Genomic DNA, 19,409 nt, shown 5'->3' with positions numbered 1-19,409 from the left:
AGATAGGGCAGCGATATTGATTTAAAGTTCAAAAGGAAGCTTTATTTGCCAAACCAGCCCTCTTTCATCTGATTCTAGCTTCGCATTACCGGCTAGAGATGTGTTAATGATGTTTGCTGCGACCGTTGCACTCAAGCCAACGTGCCCTGCTCGCCCTCTTTTTGTGGTAAAGAACGGACGCATAACTTCTGTTAAAATCTCGCTTTCAACGCCAGCACCATTATCCCAGTAAGTAATCGTGAGATGCTGACCCGCCCGCTGCCATGAAATATGAATATTGCGCTTTTCCTCTTTGTTTGAATAGGCATGTACTAGAGAGTTCTCTATCAAGTTATTGAAGACAATACCAAGCAATTTTGCATCGGTTTTCAATAGTTCTTTTTCCCCATCTAACCGAACCATAACGCCTGCTTCGGCAAGTTTTGCATGAAAGTGTGCGATTACTTTTTCGATGATTTTAATCAAGCTCACTTCTTCAATGTTCAATTCATTTTCTGTATCCGAAATAGATTTAAACATTTCCATCATATCGGCAACCCGATTCAAGTTATTCAGATTGAGGTCGACGCTGTCGTGGCAGAAAATAATGAAATCTTTTAATTTCGAGCTAGTGATCTTCTGATCTCTAAACTGTTGCTCGAAACTCAAAATGGTTTCTCTCATATGTGTGGACGTAAGAATACTCGTCCCTAAAGGGGTATTAATTTCATTTGCGACCCCAACCACTAAGTTGTTTAGCGCGGAAGTGAGCTCTTTCTTAAGGAGTTTTTTCTGTGCTTCTCGGAGCGTAAGTTGAGTCTTTACTCTCGCCAATACTTCTTGAGGACGATACGGTTTCGAAATGTAATCCACACCCCCAGCATCTAAAGCTTCAACGATGCTTTCTACATCCGTAAAAGCGCTGACAAAAATAACCGGGATGTCGCTGGTATCGGTGTTCTCTTTTAGGATTTTACACAATTCAATCCCCGACATGCGGGGCATTTTGATGTCTGAAATGATCAAGTCGGGTTTTTGTTTTTCCACCAGCTTCAAAGCGATATGCCCACTGGTAGCAGCTCGAATACGATACTCAGGCTGCTGCATGATAAGCTGCAACATCCTTAAGTTTTCTGCCACATCATCAACAATCAAAAGTTCATACATAGATCACGTAACACCCCGTTTTTTAACTCAAGTATAGACGAGGAAAATGAGAGTTATTGAGCCAAATTAAAATTTCTGAAATCAAGCAGTTGTCTACTTGGGTAAATAGCACATTGTTAACTATGCTAATTAGAGTTGTGTTTCCGTAGTAGCGTGGTAATTCCATGAAAATGAAGACTCTATTTAGTTTATTGTTTTTACTAATGTTTATCGTGAACATTAGTATCATTTTTGTCGTCGATCGAACAATAGATGTTTTCGAAGAAGAAGAGCAGATCCTCCAAGATCAAGCCAACTTAATAAAAATGGGAAGTGAGCTTAAGCAAAGTTCTGATAATTTAACGAAATTCGCACGTGCTTACGCCTTAACTGGAGACGTCAAGTGGAAGGCGTTGTTTGAAAGAGTTCTAGATGTTCGAAACGGAAAAGCGCCTATCCCGATAGGTCACGAATTTGGCTACTGGGATGTGATCGCCACTGAACCTCATTTAAATTTCACCCTGACACCTGGATTCATCGGCGATACCTTCTTGCAACGTATTTATAAGGCAGGGATGTCTGAAGATGAAGTCAATTCGCTTGCTGAAGCCCTATCAAAATCGGACAAACTTGTTGAGTTAGAAGAAGAAGCCTTCGAACAAATCGAGCTTGCGACCTCTCAAAGTAAACGTAACGCGCTCTCCCTTCTTTATGGGCAAACCTATTTTAATGAAAAATCAAAAATAATGTCCGCCATTGAATCGGCTTATTTATCGAGTATGGATAGGCTAAACAAAGAGCAGATGTCGGCGGAAAAGCACGTAGATCGCAACTCCCAAATACTGTTTACAGGCATTCTGATCCTTGGCTTTTTCTTAGCTTTATCCTTTATTTTGCTTTGGCTTGTCTACATAGCGCCACTTGGTCGCATGCAAAACCAAGTTATATCAAAAGTGAATGATCAAGACTATGACTTCAAACTCAGCGAAAAAGTGCAAGGGGAGCTTGGTGCATTTTCCAGTGCAATTAACTCGTTACTCTTTAATTTAAGAAATGAGCTTAGAATAGGACAAACCGTTCAAAACTATAATGATGTGATTCGTGGTAAAGAACAGCTTGATGACGTTGTATCTGCTACCAAGCAGTTTTTGAACACTCATTTCTCTTTTCCACTCATCACTTTCTATCAAAATAAAAGCGGCGATTTAGTCTCCATTAACAGTTTTGGCAACATCTATGACCCAACACCCGAAAACTATACGTTCCCCTATTACTGCTTAGAAAGCGGCTCTCACTTAGTGGTGGAAGCAACTTCGGATGCGCCATTAAAAATTGGCATGGGTGAAATGACCATGGAGTTAATTGAACTGCATGCGTTTCCTATTCAGGCCAACAATAAGCCTCTAGGGGTAATACAAATAGGAACCATCAAAAAGCTGAGTAAAAACAACCTGAGGATCCTCAATGAACTGGTAGAAAACTTCAGCATCGCATTTCAATTAGGCTTGAACATAGAGCAACAACGAGAAACAGAACAAGAGGTTACAAGACAGCTAGAACTTAACCAGCACATTATCGACTCCATTCCTAACCCTACGTACTACCGAAATCGATTAGGGGAATACCTTGGTGTTAATGAGCAGTTTTGCGAGTTCATGGGGTTGAAAGTTGATGAAGTACTTGGAAGCCACATAGAGTCACTATTTAACGAAGATACCGTACACGTACTAAAGCGTTATGAGTTGGAGCTTCTTCAAGGAACAAAACGCCTTGAGTTTGAAATGGTACTCACCAATGGCAATGAAGAAGAGCGCGATCTGATCGTTTACGAAGCACCATTTTATGATCAGAACAATGGGATTATGGGTATCGTCGGTACCTTTATGGATGTAACGGAGACAAAACAATTAGAACGCGAGTTGATTGAATCAAAAGACTCGGCAGATAAACTCAGCAAAATAAAAGGCGATTTCTTAGCCAATATGAGCCACGAAATCCGGACGCCAATGAATGCGATTATGGGAATGACTCACCTTGTCCTTTCATCCAGTTTAGAAGAGCAACAGCGTGTTTACGTTGAGAAAATCGATTATGCCAGTAAGCAGCTTCTCGGCATCATAAACGACATTCTGGATTTTTCGAAAGTCGAAGCAGGCAAACTTCAAATTGAAAATACGGAGTTCAATCTCGATAAAGTTCTCGATAACTTAGCTAACGTATTGTCCGTGAAATCTGAAGACAAGGGGATAGAGCTGATTTTTAATGTTTCACCGAATATCCCGAATCAGTTAACTGGCGACTCATTAAGGCTAGGACAAGTGCTCATCAACTTAGCGGGCAACGCTGTTAAGTTTACGGAGAGTGGTGAAGTTATTATTAGTGTTTCTGAAGAAGCCCGAACTGGTAACCTTGCTGTCTTGCGATTCGCAGTAGAGGACACAGGCATCGGGATGACTCCTGAGCAGATCAACAACCTTTTCCAAGCCTTTAATCAGGGGGATACGTCAACAACTCGCAAGTATGGCGGGACGGGGCTAGGGCTTTCTATATCCCAGCAATTAATTCAGCTTATGGGCGGTGAGATTATGGTGAGCAGCCAATACGGCAAAGGCTCCCATTTTTGGTTCGAGTTGGAACTGGAAATCAATGAAGAAACAGAAGCAAAAGAGCGCTATCTAATTACTCAGCACAAAAGTGCATTGGTTATTGATGATAATGATACCGCAAGGCTTATCGTTGCAAGCATGCTGACCGACATGATGTTTGATGTCGACGTCGCATCGAACGCACAAGATGCATATCAAATACTCGAACAACAGAAAAAACAATATGACTTGCTTTTAGTAGATTGGCAAATGCCGGAAATTGATGGAATACAAGCCATTGAGCATATGATCGAACATCAACTTTGCCCCAATGCTAAAACAATTTTGATCACTGCGTATGGCAATCAACTCGATTTCAACAGCCAATATGGTCACCTTATCGATGGGCTTGTCTTAAAGCCCGTCAACCCATCCAACCTGCTTGATACCATTGTAGACACATTGGGAAGTTACATTGCCGAAGACGTCCAGCAAGCGTCTACTGAATCCAAAACTGAACACAATATTTCAGGAACCAGAATATTATTAGTGGAAGACAACATCACGAACCAAGAAATTGCCTCAACCATACTTGAAAATGAAGGGGCAACAGTGAGCATCGCAAATCATGGTTTGGAAGCACTCGATTTATTAGACAAGCACACATTCGATGTCGTATTGATGGACATGCAAATGCCCGTTATGGATGGTCTTACCGCCACTAAAGAAATTCGGAAACAATACGATGATTTCACTTTGCCAGTGCTGGCCATGACAGCTAATGCCATGCGTGAAGATGTGGAAGCTTGCCTGAATGTCGGAATGAATGCCCACATCGCTAAGCCAATCCACGTTCCTGGGCTTTTGGCTAAAATTTCCGAATTCGCACAAAACCTATCGAGCAAGAAACCAGAGGCAAGCCATCCGAAGCCAGCCTTAAATGGTCATACTAAAAAACCGGAGAATAACGTGAATTCAGAGCATACTTTTCCAGAGATCGAAGGCATCGACCTTAAAGCCGGTTTACATCGGTTATCGGGCAATGCGGAAATCTATTTCTCGACGTTAAAACGCTTCTTTAAGTCGCAAGTCAACGATATGGAAGAATTGTTGAATATGGCTAACGAGCAGGAGTTAGAAAAAGCCAAAGACAAGCTGCATGCCATAAAAGGGGCATCGGCAAACCTTTCCGTCGATTTCCTTTATCAGCAATCCTCTAGAATGGAAAAAGAGATAAAAAATGGGCAGGCTCTTTTAACAGATGACGTGAAGAAAATGATGTCCTTTGTGGAAATGGTTAATTCACAAATTCATGAAGCAGAAGAAAAGCCACAAGATAAAATAGCCATCGACAGTAGCTTCCACAAGCTTATCGAACAGTTAAACACAGCGTTACTGGAAGCAGATACAGAAGCTCTCACCATTATTGAAGAATTGCAAAAATATAACCTTGGTGATGCATCACCACTTAACGAAATGAGCGAATTACTGGATAACTTCCAGTTTGACCAAGCGGCTGATATGTTGGCAAGACTTAAGCAATCTATTTAACCTCAGCTTCGCGACCAAAAGCTGAGGTTATCTAAAAACTTAATGAGCTGTTCGCTTTTTCGAAAGCTCTCTACTCTCTGAGTTTGATTTGGAATCTTTGACTAGGAATTCAAAGTTGGAAACGTGCTTTCTAAGTACTGTGGACAACTTACTTAAACTAACCGGTTTTGAAACAAACCCATCCATCCCAACTTCAAAACATCTCTTTTTCTCTTCTGCTAATACGTTGGCAGTCAATGCGACAATAGGAACCCTCAAGCTAGATTCGTTCTCCATTTTTCGAATAGAAAACGTTGCTTCAAACCCATCCATTACAGGCATCTGGCAGTCCATTAGGACCAAATCATAATGCTCTACTGCGCACTTTGATACAGCCACTCGCCCATTTTCTGCCACGCTAACATCAACACCTAGTCGCTCCAGCATCTTTTTCATTACAACTTGATTAGAGACTTGGTCTTCCACCAGCAAGACTTTCAATAGCGATTTCGCCGCAGGTTTTCTTTCCAACACATGCGAAGGGCGAGTTAATGGCTTTTTCTCTAATATCGACTTTACTTTGGGTTCAAGGTCATCAACATCATAAGGTCTTGCAAGACAGGTATCGACCCCACATTTTATGGCTTCTTTATGATCAAACTTGGATGAAGATATCATCATAATTGCGGGAGCATTATCCCCAAGCCCGTTCTTTATTTGCTTAACAAAATCGAAACTGTCGAGATACGCTAAATCATGATCTATCACTAGAAGCTGGTAAGCTAACCCTTTCTTAAGCGCCATTTTCAACATAGTAGTAACGTAGCTAATGTCTTGGCAGCATGTTGACTCCCACCCCATTTTGTCCAATTGAATGGACGTAATTCTCATATTCAAGCAATAGTCGTCGAGCAGTAACGCCCTTGGTTTATCAAGTTCTTCTTCGATCAATACAGACTGCTCTAAGGAGTGCGAGAATCGTAAGGTAAACGAAAAATGAGTCCCAACTCCAGGCTCGCTATCCAGTCTTAAGTTCCCCCCCATAAGGTGTATTAGGTTTCGTGTTATGCCTAAACGTACTCCGGTGGTATTTCTTTCGCTGTCATCACTTGGGCCATTTTGTTCAAATATTTCTTCTTGCTGAGACTTATCAATTCCAACTCCGCTGTCTTTGACTTCAAAAAGTATCGTTTCGGAACTGTCGTCATACGATAGGTGTTGAACGTCTAAAAGAACGTAACCGCTATCCGTAAATTTAATTGCATTGCTCAATAAATTTCGCAGCACTTGTCGAATACGGCTTTTATCACCAAGTAATCTTGGACTGATGCTTGAATCTATTGTGCATTGGAATAAAAGATCTTTTTCTGTCGCTTTAGCACGGAACATAGCATCAATATCATCCACCAGTTCAGTAATACTAAAATCCTTCTTAACAATGTCTAACCGACCGGTTTCCAACTGAGACATATCGTGAATATCACTGACTAAGTCCTGCAAATTTGCGGTCGCTCTTTGGATAAGAGCAGAAAACTCCTTCAGCTCTTCTTTGCTAGGTTCATCTTTCAATAGTGAAACCATTCCAACGTAACTATTTAACGAATTTCGAATGTCGTGACTCATTGTTGCCATTAAGTCGCTTTTCCGTGCCTTCGCTATTTCGGCTTGCTGGCACGTATTAGATAGTTGAAGAAAGGTCTCTCGAATTCGGTCTACCGCATTATTGTATCGCTCATTAAACTGCGACATTTCGTCTTTGAAAATGCGTGATTGAAGGTGAATTTTTTTTGGGAGGTTATTCTCGTCGATTTCCCCAACCCGACGAGACATTTCGCGAATTGGTTTGATGATTGATTTTAATAAAGTGATGTACCCAATCAATACCAACATTAGAGCGAGCAAACATTGCGTCGCAAATTCTTGAAACGAGAACCTGTCTTGCCATTCGATTTGATTAGGTGACATTAACGCTAAGCTTAACGTTTGATCAGAGGCCCCACCTTCAAGGCTCCAATGAGAGACCACTGAATTTTGCGAAGAGATTTGACCAAGCTGAATATCGTTTGATCCTGACATGGCTATTTTTACGCCATCGACTTCTGCAAAGCGATATAGCTCTTTGACCACCGCTTCAAGCTGAAGCGGATCTTGCACCTTTAAATAACGCTGGATCTTGGGAACAAAATACGTATCAACAGAAGCCAAAATCGCTTCCGTCCTTTCAGAATTTTTATGTTGTTCCCAATAGGCATTTGACAGTATCGACAAAACAGCAAACAAGCTGCCTAACAAGCACAACAAGACCAATATCTGACGGGACAGACCTAACCTAGCTTTCCAACTTAATACGCTACTTAAGATAGTCATATGAATAACCTGTAACGTCTATTTTTATTCCTTAAGCATAGCTGGAAAAATCCAATTTAATAAAAACTCAGTTGCTTATTGGTACTTTTTTAATTAGCTCAAAAAGTTTTCATTTCTAATCAATAATTTGCCGAATCTAATAAATCATGTTTCCTACGTTTATCTTCTAGAAACCCTCCTCACCTCACGATAATGAATGCTAATTTTAAATCCATTAACAGAACATACACCTAGGTTAAACATCAAAAAGTAAATTTTAAAACATAAATAACTCAATTAACCTAGACAATAAAACTGCAATCTATAAGATCGCACCACCGAAACAAAGAGTTCGGATATTTATAGGAACAATCGGGGTGAATGAGTACTTCAGCACCTGACTTAGGCTAAAACTTATTACATTACAGGAAAGATTATGAACAACTCTTCCGTATTATCACGGTTAGCAAACGGAAATCTTGTCTTACAGATACTCTTAGGTATTTCTTTTGGCGTTGCACTCGCCATTACCTCACCAGATACCGCAATAGAAGCGAGTATGCTAGGTGATCTTTTTGTTGGTGCACTTAAAGCGGTTGCCCCCATTTTAGTATTCATTCTTGTCGCCGCCTCCATCGCCAACCAAAAGAAAAATCAGCACACAAATATGAAGCCCGTTATTGTGCTCTACCTTTTGGGTACATTCTTTGCGGCTTTAACCGCCGTTGTGATGAGCTTTGTTTTCCCTACAACCCTAACATTAGTCGCAGGAGCACAAGGGGCAACCCCTCCACAAGGCATAGCGGAAGTCTTACACACCCTTTTGTTTAAGCTGGTAGACAACCCCGTCAGCGCTCTAATGAATGCAAACTATATTGGCATTTTGGCGTGGGCCATTGCTTTGGGGCTGGCATTACACCACGCTTCAGATACTACCAAGGCTGTTTTCGAGGATTTAAGTCATGGTGTTTCACAGATCGTTCGCTTTATTATCAGACTGGCTCCGTTTGGTATTTTCGGGCTTGTCGCATCTACATTTGCAACCACTGGCTTCGACGCTCTTTTCGGTTACGCGCAATTACTGGCCGTATTGTTGGGATCGATGTTCATTATGGCGCTGATCATTAACCCAGCCATCGTTTACGCCAAGACGAAACAAAACCCTTATCCTCTCGTTTTAACCTGCTTACGAGAAAGTGGCGTGACGGCTTTCTTCACACGTTCAAGTGCAGCCAATATTCCAGTCAATATGAATTTGTGTTCCAAGCTTAAGTTGCATGAAGATACGTATTCTGTCTCTATTCCTTTAGGGGCGACGATTAACATGGGCGGCGCAGCCATTACTATCACAGTTCTTACGTTAGCCGCAGTGCATACCATGGGTATTCAGATTGATGTAATGACCGCCCTACTTCTATCAATTGTCGCGGCCGTATCAGCGTGCGGTGCATCTGGTGTAGCGGGTGGATCTTTACTTTTAATTCCCTTGGCTTGTGGGTTATTTGGTATTCCAAATGACATTGCGATGCAAGTCGTTGCCGTTGGGTTCATCATCGGTGTGATTCAAGACTCCGCAGAAACCGCTTTGAACAGTTCGACCGACGTAGTATTCACGGCAGCAGTCTGTAAATCTTTGGATAAACATTCATAATAAAAAAATGCCCCGCTTCAATCGCGGGGTATTTCCAAAGAAACTGTAATTAGGCTAGGTAAGCATGCGCTAACTCATTGCTTGGGTGAAATCAGAAGATTTACTGGGTTGTTCAGTATTTTCTTGTTCTAACGTTCTTACCACAAATTCATCGCCATGGATCTCAGGGAAATATTCATCACGCTTGTACATTTTATTTAGTGCCTTGATGATCGAATGTCTTTTGATTTTCCCTTCTTCTAGTCTTGATAAAATGGGTTTAGTTAACCCTTGAAGACCTACAATGGCATCAATGCCAATCACATTACCAATTTCATCACGACGTTTCTTGGCTTTTGAAAAACCTGAATGAGCAGAAAGAAAAAACCAAATATAAGCAAGCGCATTGCCTTGAGCATCTGTATCAGCCCAAAGTTCGCCAGCATAAAATTGCGCTCGCCCACTGCCCGTTTCGGCAGCTCGCTCTAGCCAGTATGTGGCACGAGTGTGATTTTGCTCAACGCCTTGTCCTTCAGCATAATGCCGACCCAAACGAATCATTCCTTCAATTGAGCCATGATTTGCGGCTTTGTAGCTCCATTCTGCAGCTAATGCGGAGTTAGGCGTAGGGTTCGATTCCGCGACGTACCAATCACTCATGTACAACTGAGCATCGATATTCCCTTCTTCAGCCACCTCTTGGATTAAATCAATGCCTTTTTGCAAATCTTGATCAATACCATGACCTTTTAACAAACATAAGCCCACTTCAAACTGCGCTTGCTTGTCACCACCTCTCGCTTCTATCACTTTACCCCAATACTTTCCTTTAAGGTTCATAATGTGATTATCACTAAAGCGGTTACACAGGCGAACAACGCTGTACATAGCAATTTCATTATCTGCATTCGCAGCCCGCTCATACCAATGCAAAGCTTCTCTCGGATTTCCTATTTCAGCTTCTTTTGCCAAGAATAACTGAGTTGGAATGTGACCCGTTTCAGCTTTGTACACACGCTCTTGATGATCTTTTGCTTTAGAGGCTTCCATTGCCTTTTTATATGCGGCTTCACGGGCGGCTTTATCACGTTCTTCAGCGCGCTTTCGGCTGCTGATCGTCATCATACCGACTCCTACTAGTATGAGACAGATAACGGAAGCGCCAATGGCAATGGTCATTACATTCATAGGAAACTGCTGGTGGTGAATACAAGCTGTAGTGTACCGTTTTTGAGGGGGCATTTTTAGGGGGAATTGTGTTAAAAGATGTCGCAACAACTAATTTAATTGTGTAGCTCAAACAAATCAGCCAGTTACTCTACCTATCAAATCGCGCACATCAAACAATCGAACACTGTTTTAACATATTGCGTGGAAAAATTTCGTCGAATTTCACTCAAGCTGACCCATACCAAACGAGAGCATGTTCAAGATTACACCTCGCATATGATGTGAAATGGAAATATTCCTTCTCTAAAAAAGAATGCTCAGTAAGGTTGACGTACGGTCATTAAAAATCATACTTAAACCATTACTCAAACTTATGCATATCAACATATTCGTCAAGTTCTGTCCACTCGACATGTCGAAATGAACTATGCAGAAGTCTGAATAACCAGAACCTGAGTAAACAGTTCCTGAATAAACTTAAGCATATTAGAGCTTTTGTACTGCTCAGATAATTGAACTTGAAGAATAGAAATACAGTTAGCCATGGATAAAAAACGAGCACGCCCATTCCCACTCGGAGCGACACCAGACTCCACAGGTTGCAACTTTGCCGTTCACGCGCCCAGTGAAACAGATATTCGTCTAGCCTTGTTCGATAAAAACAACGAATTTGTCAGCTATACCCTTCAAAGCTTTGGGCATGGTGTGAAAGCCATATACTTAGAGGGTGTTGAGCCAGGACAAAACTATGGTTTTATCCTGCCATTTGAAGATTCCGAAATATTAATCTCCGATCCTTATGCCAAAGCACTCAGTAAGCCTCTTCACTATGTGCCACCGTATACGCCTGAAAAAAGCTGGGTTTTAGCCAAAAGCGTCGTTACGTCATCGGAGTTTGACTGGCAAGAGATCGAGCCGCCAAGACGTGCTCTTGAAGATATGATTTTGTTCGAAACGCATGTTAAAGGATTAACTAAGCTACACCCTGAGATCCCTAAGGCGCAAAGAGGGACTTACCGTGCATTAGCAAGTAAAGAAATGCTCACTTTTTATCAAAAGCAAGGCATTAACACCATTCAGCTACTTCCTATTGCTGCCTGTATGCACGAGCCGCATTTGCTTGAAAAAGGAATGGCAAACTATTGGGGATATAACCCATTTGTCTTCATGGCTCCAGATCCTAGATACGCAGAGGCAGACGCAGTTAGGGAATTAAAGACTGCCATTAGAGAACTCCATCGCAACGGAATAGAAGTTATTCTGGATGTGGTATACAACCACACTGCCGAAGGTGGTGCTGACGGGCCTGAGTTTAATCTTAAAAAGCTCGATCCATTACATTATCTGGTACACGACGATCATTTCTCAAACTACACAGGATGTGGGAACACTTTAGACTTAACACATCAACCCACCCTCAATTTAGTTATGGACACACTAAGGTACTGGGTACAGGAATATCATATTGACGGCTTCCGGTTCGATCTGGCGGCCACACTCGGGAGAAACCGAGAACACTTCAACCATAAAGCGTCTTTTTTTCAAGCAGTAAGACAGGACCCTTCTCTTCGTGATACCAAGTTAATTGCTGAACCTTGGGATATTGGTCCAAATGGGTACCAAGTTGGCGGTTTCCCTGATGGTTGGAATGAATGCAACGACAAGTTCCGTGACATTAGCCGTAGCTTTTGGCGTGGCGATCAAGGCTATCTTAAAGAGTTTGCCACACGCCTAATGGGTTCTAGAGACATATACTCTGCAAGCCGCTGGCCAGAGAAGCTAACAATCAATTACGTCACCTATCATGATGGCTTCACACTGCAAGATTTGGTGTCTTATAAGCACAAAAACAATCTGAAAAATGGCGAATGTAATCGAGACGGACATGGAGACAATCGAAGCTCAAACTACGGAGTAGAAGGCGATACAAATAACATGCTCATCAAAGCCATGAGGGAAAAACAAAAGCGGAATTTTATGGCCAGCTTACTGTTTAGTTTTGGTGTTCCCCATATCCTAACGGCAGATCTTCTGTCTCACTCTCAAAATGGCAATAACAATGCCTACTGCCAGGATAATGAACTTAGTTGGCTAAACTGGGAACTGTCTGAACGGCAGAAACACTTCAAAGATTGGCTGGCTACGCTTGTCGCAGCAAGAAATAAATACATGCTCCCATTTGTACGCGCATTTAGTGGGCATTCCCGAAACGACAACCGAATTACTTGGCTCCGAACCGACAGCGAGGTCATGTCTCATGATGATTGGAACGTTGTTAGCGCTATCGCCCTTCACATGGGAATAGGTGAAGATGGCCGAGAGCTTCTGTATCTAATTAATCAATCAAGTGTCCCTGCAAGGTACAAATTGCCTGCATCTAAGGATCAGCATTGGCAAATCATATGCGATACCTCTTTGAATCATAAACTTGATGAAGAGGTGCATGGTGAGCAGCTGGTCACGCCTATGACACTCATGATTCTACACAATTGACGCTATACCCAAGTCATTCTTTCAGAAATTATCACCGTATTTTCACTTGGGTACGCTTAGCTCATTTAATTTATAAATTAGCTCACTTCATTTACCGAACAAATAACAGCCCTCGCTATATACATCCAGTAGATATGCATTGATACACGCTTAATTTAGGTCTAAGATGACGAATACAAAAATGGGATCTACTTCCAAATTTTAATAAAAAACAACGTCTATGGCTTTACCTAAAATATTAATAAAATTCATTCGTCCATTTATCGTCTTACTGATAATTGGAATGTTATATATGGCATATCAAGAACTTAAGGAGACAGAAACCCAAGCATATCGACAATCACAGGCAAATATTCGAACTGCCAGCTCACTAATACAGGCTCATTTAGAATCAACAGTGAGTAAATTCTACATTTTGGAGCAGACTTGGCTTGAAAAAGGCTTTGGATCTTATCAAGAAATGGTTCAGCAGATCTTGCTGGAAACCCCTATCTACTCCGATATTATTCTTCATTCCGAGTCCAAAGATAACTATCGCTCTTATCGCGGAACTTCTTTAACAAAAAGCTCAGTTGACGATCTTAGCTGGAAGCGACTGCACAATTATGGTGACAAGTTTTATGTTTCTTCTATTTATGAGAAAGAACCGGATCACTGGGTTTTTGCCGTCAAACACTCCAACCCTAAACTGCTTTTTAATATGTGGATTGAATTCGATCTTTTTTACACAACACAACACTTTAAAGATCTCAGAACTTTAGAAAGCGGCTACGTCTTTGTTGTTGACTCCACTGAAAAGCGGTTGGTATTTCACCCTGATCCACAACGTGTTGGAACACGTTCAATCAGCTATAGTGCAGGTATTGAAGAGCAAGTAGACAATGGGGTTCGGTTTGGAACCATTGAATACTATTACAATAATGACAACAAGATTTCGGTATTTGATGCTGACAACGATTTAGGGTGGGTATTTGTATCTGGTACAGGGCAAGCAGACATTCTCGCCAGCTCTTATCAATTTAGCCTAACCGCAATCATGTTTTGTTCTTTATTGTTTTTAACAGTAGCGGTTAAATACATTACATTGCAGTTAAACCAAGAGCTCGAAAAATTGAATAGGGCACCGGATCTTTTGACGTTCAAAAACCAACTCAAAACCATCTTTCGTCGATTCTTTAGCCATAGCGGTTTTCAGCTCTGCCTTTATGACCACCAGCAACACACCTTCTCCACGATCGACTATCACGGGAATTTAAACGTGATATTGCAGAACAAGCAATTAGCGGACAGGTTGACTCATCAAAAAAACTTGAGCTACACGTTAGGAAAGCATGGTGATGAACTTGCTCAAACGTTAAAAATACGCTCGCGTCACTATACTATTCCACTCATTGTTCGGGAAAAGTTGCTAGGTGTGATTTACCTTTCTTGTGCTATTCCTACTTATCAAACTTTGATACTTCTTGTCAGAGATTTCACTCAAGTTTCTTTGTCTAACTTTGTTCTCAACCATCAGCTCAAAAACAAAGACAGCATGACTCAACTCGACAACAAACAGTATTTTTATTCTCGCCTGAATCAGCCCGTCGAACATTCCAATCGCTACCTAGCGTTTATCGATATTGATAACTTTAAGTCCATCAATGACAAAAATGGACACCTTTGTGGCGATCAGATCATCATTGAAGTGGCCAAGACAATGAGTTCATTGTTCCCAGCCCCAACCGTCATCAGTGTTGCTCGATTCGGAGGTGAAGAGTTCTGTATATTATTTGATGCGGTTACAGCACAAGAAGCGTTTGAGCGAATAGAACATCTAAGAGATGAAATAGAAAACATTGATTTCTTGTATGAAGATAAGGAATTGAGCATAACGGTAAGTATTGGGGTGACTAAAACATCGCAAGATCAACACTCAACAATAGAGAGAGCTGATCTTGCATTGTGCCGAGCAAAAAATGCAGGGAAAAATCAGGTAGTGATGAAAGCCGCTTAACCTTAAAGCGTTGCGACTCGTGGAGATAGGAAAACTTCTCCTAGCATGCACCGCACACTACCACCACCAATAGTCTCGATGGTTCCCACATCAAATGGAAGCAGTTTGCCGTGTTGAGCGAGCTGCTTTCTTTGCGCTTCGCTGAATGCATTGAATGCAGACAGTGACATAGCGATCAACTTATCACCATTAACCGATTGTAACTCCAAGATATTACCGCAGAACTGGTTCATTTGTTCAATGCTAATACTGATTACTTGACGGTCTTTTGCTAGCGATTTCAATACAAAGCGTCTCTCGTACTCTGGGATCACTTCATCACAAATCACACAAAATGATTCGCCCACCGCCATCATCACGTTGGTATGGTAAATTGGATGCCCCGTTTCAGGTAATGCTGTTTGAAAGCTGATCACTCGGTCGTAACCAATTTGCTTGGCGTAATCTTCGAGAACTTCTCGGTCACAACGCTGGGATAAAGCTGCATAAAGGGTACGGTTAATATGATCTTTTACCATCACCCCCGTACTTTCCAAATACGCATCTCTATTTGCATAAATCAAAAGGCTGTCGTTAGTTGAACGAACGTTTCTACCCGCTTTTTCAAGTGCCTTTACGAGTGCTTCTGTTCTTACTTCATGTCTTCGATTTTCACACGCCATAGGGAAAGTGAAAAATTCGCCATTTCGGGTCGTACTGAACCAGTTGTTTGGAAAAACGGCATCTGGTGTTTCAATCATCGATTCAGGGTAATCAAATTCGACAACTTGAATTCCGTTCTGGCGCAATGTTTTTGCCATCACTTTAAATTCTGACATCGCTTTTTCACGAATCACTTCTGTTGATTCGTCTACTGCGTGTTGAAATTCATTATCCGCTGCTGTTTGCGCATTAAACGCAAACTCTTTTGGTGGGACCATAACAACACAGTTGGCATTCTGGACACCTTGCTCACTGTATAACAGAGAGTCGACATTTTGATTAGGAGAGTTAAACATGTTTTCCCTGACAACTTTGATTGGAACACCTTTGAATTGTAAACACAATGTTAACCATTATTTCACTGTAATAACGTCAGTTTGAGAAATCTAAAGCCAACAATTCACTGTAATCATCCAAATTTACCGAAAATATCACTGAACGCACATCTCGATCACATATTAAACCAACAAGGCATATCTGGTCGATACATTCATCCATTAAGTACTGAATACTCCAATGGTTCCACTGCATTTTGACCCTTAGTTAAAACAAAGCATTTAGACACTTCCACACTCAATACGATGCTCAAGTAACGATATTAATTAATAACAAGTTAATTTCATGATCACTAAAATAACAGTGCATTAAGTTGATTACATTTCGCTAATGTTGGTGTAGAGTAAACGGCTCGGATATTCTTTTTGTGTACAGAGAAAGTCTGAGTTTTCCCTAGCTACTTCAAGCCTTTACCTTGAGATCTCTTTAGTAGTTAGGGTTCGAATAGAAGAGCTCCTCTCCTCTTTGAATCGATCACCCTAAATTTAAACAAAATAATCAGTTGCGCTAATAAGCCCACTGCCCATTGGTGGCGGCGGGACGTATTCTATTAGGAAGGATATATGTTCAAACTGTTCGAAAGCTTTACGAAGGCTTTTCCCAAGGATGAGCCCGAACAACCTCCAAAAGGCATTTTCGCTTTTTGTCGTCATTATACGAGAGGGTACGAAATCCCATTGGTCATCATGGCCATTTTCGCTACCTTAGTTGCCATTATTGAAGTCTCTTTATTTGGCTTTATGGGGCAGCTCGTTGATTTACTTAGCCAAAGTAACCCCGAGACCTTTTGGCAGGAAAACCGAGATACGCTACTTTGGTTTGGCTTCCTGTTACTCGTTGCTATGCCCATTCTCGTTTTGGTGTACTCCTTACTTATTCACCAAACCATGCTGGGTAACTACCCAATGTCTATTCGTTGGTTGGCTCACCGGTATTTATTGAAACAAAGCCTCTCTTTCTATCAAGATGATTTTGCAGGTCGGGTGGCAACGAAGGTTATGCAAACGTCTCTCGCCGTAAGAGAAACCGTAATGAAAACGTGTGACGTTTTTGTCTACGTTTTGGTTTATTTCACGTCGATAGTAGTGATTCTTGCACAAGCCGACTGGCGCTTAATGATCCCAATGCTGGCTTGGTTAACCGCATACGTATGCATTCAAATCTACTTTGTCCCGCGCTTAAAGAAAGTCGCGGCAGAACAAGCTGATGCGCGTTCTACCATGACAGGCAGAATTGTTGACAGCTATACAAACATCGCCACAGTGAAGCTGTTTTCACACAGTAAGCGGGAAACCGAGTATGCCGAGGAAGGTATGAAAGGGTTCTTGGACACCGTGCACCGCCAAATGCGCTTGGTAACAGGCTTCGATGTGTGCGTTGAGATTTCTAACTACATCATGGTATTTGCCGTAGCCAGTATGTCTATTTTCCTTTGGATGGACAATGCCATCAGTGTTGGTGCAATAGCCATTGCTATAGCCCTTGCGTTGCGTATTAATGGTATGTCGATGTGGATCATGTGGGAAGTGACTGCGCTGTTTGAAAACATGGGTACGGTAGTCGATGGTGCTAATACGCTATCAAAACCGATAGCCATTGAAGATAAAAAAGACGCCAAAGATCTCAATGTAGAACATGGAGGCATCAGCTTCGATAATGTCAGTTTCCACTACGGTGAAAACAAAGGTGTCATCGACAACCTTAACCTCGACATAAAACCTGGCGAGAAAGTCGGATTAGTCGGACGCTCTGGCGCAGGTAAATCAACATTGGTTAACCTTTTGCTTCGCTTCCACGATGTTGAAGGCGGCAGTATCAAGATCGATGGTCAAAACATATCAGAGGTCACTCAAGATTCGCTTCGAGCTAAAATAGGCATGGTAACGCAAGATACTTCGCTTCTGCACCGTTCGATTCGGGACAACATTTTATATGGCAACCCCGACGCATCTGAAGAAGACATGATCAATGCAACCAGACAAGCGCAAGCTCATGAGTTCATCGATACGTTAACCGACCCATTTGGTAATGTTGGTTATGATGCTCAAGTCGGTGAAAGAGGTGTGAAACTGTCAGGCGGGCAAAGACAGCGTATTGCTATTTCACGAGTACTGCTGAAAGACGCACCTCTGCTTATTATGGACGAAGCAACGTCGGCACTCGATTCTGAGGTTGAAGCGGCAATTCAGCATAGCTTGAATGAGCTTATGGAAGGAAAAACGGTTATTGCCATTGCACACCGTCTCTCGACTATCGCTGCAATGGACCGCTTAATTGTTCTGGATAAAGGTAATATCGTTGAACAAGGTACTCACCAAGAGCTTGTTCGGTCTGGTGGTATTTATGCACAACTTTGGGCACACCAAACGGGTGGCTTCATTGCAGAAGACTGTGAACTCGAAGCCAGAGAAGAAACGAGCCAAGTATAAGCTCACGCTTGTATGATCTTTAGAGGCGGCAAGTATGCCGCCTTTTTCTTTCCCTTCCACACTTACACTTACTTACCAATCTGCCACTCAATAACGTGATATTCATCGTAAAATACCCCATCTCTTAAACGATGCCTTCGTAAAAAATATGACTAAGTTCTACCTTCTATTTTTGCTATTTTCAATACCGTTTCAAACGAATGCTTACGAAAAAATTAATGACCTTACGCTGAACGTTAAACTTGGAAAGGCGAACTTATCTGCCGAACACAGTGCAGAAAATTTGGAAGGAACGACACTTGGTCTAGGCATCACATTCCAAACCAATGAGTATACGGGCAGTGAACATGCTCTCATTGGTTTTGAGATGGGAATGGAGCAATTCTCAGAAAGTGGAGAAACCGTCGATTTTGCAGGAAGTAAAATGCAGAGTGATGTGATTCTGAACACTTTTTCACTTTCTCCAGTATTTACCTATATCCCAATGAAAAATATACAGGTTTACGGTAAAGCTGGGCTTGGGTTCGCCTTTGGAACCATTCAGGGAAGCAGTCCAATTCATTCAAAGTCAGTCGACATGTACAGCCATGGCGCATCCTTAGGTTTTGGAGTTGGTGCTAGATATCAGATCAAGAAAATCTTACTGGGGATCGAGTACACCAAGCAAGACTTTACATCCACGTTTTCCAGTGCACAGAAGCAATTTAATGGCAAAGGACGCATTAACAGTTTGATACTTTCCGCTTCTTATCGATTCTAAGATTTATCATTACATTGAAAATGAAGAAAAGCGCTGGCTCAGCACTTATAGATACGCTTTTCTTTACTGCACTCTACTCTGGAAACACAGTAGCCTAGATCAATAACGCAGCATAAAAACCAAGTCTAAACCCTTCCGATACGTGCAACAAACAACATCTTTTAACTCTCAATACATAGCTCAGTTTTAATTCCTTCACCTTATTACCTTGAGCTTTGGGGAAGAAACCGCACAAATGATTGTATTAACTCAATACGGCTACCCCAAAATCTTAAAACTCAAACAATTGAGCTTTTAGTGAAAAATA

10 protein-coding genes are annotated in these 19,409 nt (G+C 41.7%); 6 read left to right on the top strand and 4 right to left on the bottom strand.

The features are described 5' to 3' along the window. Positions 1 to 21: 21 nt before the first annotated feature. Positions 22 to 1,146, bottom strand: coding sequence for a hybrid sensor histidine kinase/response regulator (locus VPNCDNU1_RS24875; RefSeq protein WP_104402866.1), 1,125 nt, complete (start codon positions 1,144 to 1,146; stop codon positions 22 to 24). Between the two features lie 164 nt (positions 1,147 to 1,310). Here VPNCDNU1_RS24875 and VPNCDNU1_RS24870 point away from each other — a divergent pair, with 164 nt between their 5' ends. Then, positions 1,311 to 5,261, top strand: coding sequence for a response regulator (locus VPNCDNU1_RS24870; protein WP_104402865.1), 3,951 nt, complete (start codon positions 1,311 to 1,313; stop codon positions 5,259 to 5,261). A gap of 39 nt (positions 5,262 to 5,300) precedes the next feature. Here VPNCDNU1_RS24870 and VPNCDNU1_RS24865 read toward each other — a convergent pair whose 3' ends face one another. After that, the gene (locus tag VPNCDNU1_RS24865) at positions 5,301 to 7,607 is read right to left on the bottom strand and encodes a response regulator (RefSeq protein ID WP_104402864.1); all 2,307 of its coding nucleotides are present in this window, start codon (positions 7,605 to 7,607) and stop codon (positions 5,301 to 5,303) included. Positions 7,608 to 8,022: 415 nt separating this feature from the next. Here VPNCDNU1_RS24865 and sstT point away from each other — a divergent pair, with 415 nt between their 5' ends. Next, entirely contained in the window at positions 8,023 to 9,237 is a 1,215-nt protein-coding gene (sstT, locus tag VPNCDNU1_RS24860) for a serine/threonine transporter SstT (protein WP_104402863.1), read from the top strand. Between the two features lie 69 nt (positions 9,238 to 9,306). On the opposite strand, the gene VPNCDNU1_RS24855 is transcribed toward sstT, so the two are convergent. Then, positions 9,307 to 10,404, bottom strand: a complete 1,098-nt coding sequence (locus tag VPNCDNU1_RS24855) for a tetratricopeptide repeat protein (RefSeq protein ID WP_104402862.1) — start codon at positions 10,402 to 10,404, stop codon at positions 9,307 to 9,309. Between the two features lie 525 nt (positions 10,405 to 10,929). Between VPNCDNU1_RS24855 and glgX the strand changes: the two genes are divergently transcribed. After that, a complete protein-coding gene (glgX, locus tag VPNCDNU1_RS24850; RefSeq protein WP_104402861.1) occupies positions 10,930 to 12,879 on the top strand; it encodes a glycogen debranching protein GlgX in 1,950 nt (649 codons plus the stop codon). Positions 12,880 to 13,171: 292 nt separating this feature from the next. Next, positions 13,172 to 14,875 carry a sensor domain-containing diguanylate cyclase gene (locus VPNCDNU1_RS24845; protein ID WP_237324216.1) on the top strand — a complete coding sequence of 568 codons (1,704 nt, stop codon included), beginning with the start codon at positions 13,172 to 13,174 and terminating at the stop codon, positions 14,873 to 14,875. A gap of 2 nt (positions 14,876 to 14,877) precedes the next feature. Here VPNCDNU1_RS24845 and VPNCDNU1_RS24840 read toward each other — a convergent pair whose 3' ends face one another. Then, positions 14,878 to 15,873: an arginine deiminase-related protein gene (locus tag VPNCDNU1_RS24840; protein WP_104402859.1), complete on the bottom strand. Its 996-nt coding sequence runs from the start codon at positions 15,871 to 15,873 to the stop codon at positions 14,878 to 14,880. A gap of 603 nt (positions 15,874 to 16,476) precedes the next feature. Here VPNCDNU1_RS24840 and VPNCDNU1_RS24835 point away from each other — a divergent pair. Together VPNCDNU1_RS24835 and VPNCDNU1_RS24830 are read left to right on the top strand one after the other, a co-directional pair. Beyond that, positions 16,477 to 18,342 (top strand): ABC transporter ATP-binding protein, encoded by a 1,866-nt coding sequence (locus tag VPNCDNU1_RS24835; protein WP_104402858.1) that lies wholly within the window; start codon positions 16,477 to 16,479, stop codon positions 18,340 to 18,342. Positions 18,343 to 18,490: 148 nt separating this feature from the next. Next, positions 18,491 to 19,102 (top strand): outer membrane protein, encoded by a 612-nt coding sequence (locus VPNCDNU1_RS24830; protein ID WP_104402857.1) that lies wholly within the window; start codon positions 18,491 to 18,493, stop codon positions 19,100 to 19,102. The last annotated feature ends 307 nt before the right edge of the window (positions 19,103 to 19,409 follow it).

The sequence above is a fragment of the Vibrio penaeicida genome (genome assembly GCF_002933855.1).
GTDB classification, from domain to species: Bacteria; Pseudomonadota; Gammaproteobacteria; order Enterobacterales; family Vibrionaceae; genus Vibrio; species Vibrio penaeicida_A.
The sequence above is the reverse complement of the archived record's forward strand: the minus strand, read 5'-3'. Positions and strand labels throughout refer to the sequence as shown.

Excerpts from the sequence above, each read along its gene's own strand:
- VPNCDNU1_RS24875 (WP_104402866.1), bottom strand. The coding sequence starts at position 1,146 with ATGTATGAACTTTTGATTGTTGATGATGTGGCAGAAAACTTAAGGATG.
- VPNCDNU1_RS24870 (WP_104402865.1), top strand. The coding sequence starts at position 1,311 with ATGAAAATGAAGACTCTATTTAGTTTATTGTTTTTACTAATGTTTATC.
- VPNCDNU1_RS24865 (WP_104402864.1), bottom strand. The coding sequence starts at position 7,607 with ATGACTATCTTAAGTAGCGTATTAAGTTGGAAAGCTAGGTTAGGTCTG.
- sstT (WP_104402863.1), top strand. The coding sequence starts at position 8,023 with ATGAACAACTCTTCCGTATTATCACGGTTAGCAAACGGAAATCTTGTC.
- VPNCDNU1_RS24855 (WP_104402862.1), bottom strand. The coding sequence starts at position 10,404 with ATGAATGTAATGACCATTGCCATTGGCGCTTCCGTTATCTGTCTCATA.
- glgX (WP_104402861.1), top strand. The coding sequence starts at position 10,930 with ATGGATAAAAAACGAGCACGCCCATTCCCACTCGGAGCGACACCAGAC.
- VPNCDNU1_RS24845 (WP_237324216.1), top strand. The coding sequence starts at position 13,172 with ATGGCATATCAAGAACTTAAGGAGACAGAAACCCAAGCATATCGACAA.
- VPNCDNU1_RS24840 (WP_104402859.1), bottom strand. The coding sequence starts at position 15,873 with ATGTTTAACTCTCCTAATCAAAATGTCGACTCTCTGTTATACAGTGAG.
- VPNCDNU1_RS24835 (WP_104402858.1), top strand. The coding sequence starts at position 16,477 with ATGTTCAAACTGTTCGAAAGCTTTACGAAGGCTTTTCCCAAGGATGAG.
- VPNCDNU1_RS24830 (WP_104402857.1), top strand. The coding sequence starts at position 18,491 with ATGACTAAGTTCTACCTTCTATTTTTGCTATTTTCAATACCGTTTCAA.